Source organism: Streptomyces sparsus (genome assembly GCF_054776295.1).
In genome coordinates this window covers 1-1,010 of sequence record NZ_BAAHCA010001331.1, presented here as the reverse complement: position 1 = coordinate 1,010, position 1,010 = coordinate 1, and the positions used below count along the sequence as shown (strand labels likewise).

Genomic DNA, 1,010 nt, shown 5'->3' with positions numbered 1-1,010 from the left:
GTCTCACCGCCCGGTGAGGCCCTGCTGCGGGCCGCCGGTGGACACCGGGTGCGGTGCTGGACCCACTCCCCCGCCGACCAGCGGCGCAGCCGCGGCCGGCTCGGTCAGGCGGTGGCCCGGGCCGCGGCCGAGCGCGGCATACCGGTGACGCACGCGGTGGGCCACTCCCCCTACCTCCAGGTGGTGAGCGACCGGGACGTGCCGCTCAGCGCCGCGCTGACCGGCACGAAGATCGGTTTCGCCAACCGGTTCTGCGGTGCCCTCCTGCATGCCGACTCCGCCGAGTACACCGTGGACACCGCCCGCGTCCCGGCCGCGGAACGCTTCTTCCGCTCGTCGCCCGGGGAGCGGGACCGGCTGTTCGCGCTGCTGGGCAGCCTGGGTGAGGAGGCTGCGACGGTCGTTGACCCGTGGGAGTTCGCGACCTCGCCGTACGAGGGTGAGCGGCTGGACGCCACGTCCGCCTGGATCGCCGGACATCTGGACCCGGACGACGGCGCCCTTCTCGAACTCGGCGCCTGTGAGGGGGCGTTGACCCGAAGGCTGGCCGAGAAGGGGTTTCGGGTGCACGCCGCGGAGCCGAACGACCGCTTCCATGCCCGACTGGCGGGCACCGTGGGCGGCACCGGGGACCGCGTCACGGTGCACCGGCTCGGCCTCGAAGAGGTGGCGGCCGGCCGGGGGCCTCGCGGCAGCGCCGCCCACCTTCTGGTGGAGATGCTGTACTACGGCCAGCGGACCGAGCTGCTCGACCGGCTGCCGGGTGAGCTGCTGTTCGTCGCCCTCGCGCCGGAGTCGCTGGACGCCGTGCTCCGTCCCTGGCTGGAGCGCTCCCCGAGGTGGCGGGCCGAGGAGCAGGTCCTGCTGGTGGCCCCGCGTGTGGAGTCGGTTTGCGGGGGCCGCGCCTACCTCAGCAAGCGCGGCAGCACCGGCCTGCTGCTGCGCCGCACGTGAGCCGGAGGGCGTTCGACGGGAGCGGCGGGCCCGCGGCCCCACGGCTGCATCGGCCA

1 protein-coding gene is annotated in these 1,010 nt (G+C 74.9%); it reads left to right on the top strand.

Going from position 1 to position 1,010, the window contains the following annotated elements; genetic code table 11:
• The coding region (locus ACYVE9_RS28240) for a hypothetical protein (RefSeq protein WP_461030727.1) at window positions 1-954 on the top strand (954 nt) is incomplete at its 5' end.
• Window positions 955-1,010: the final 56 nt, after the last annotated feature.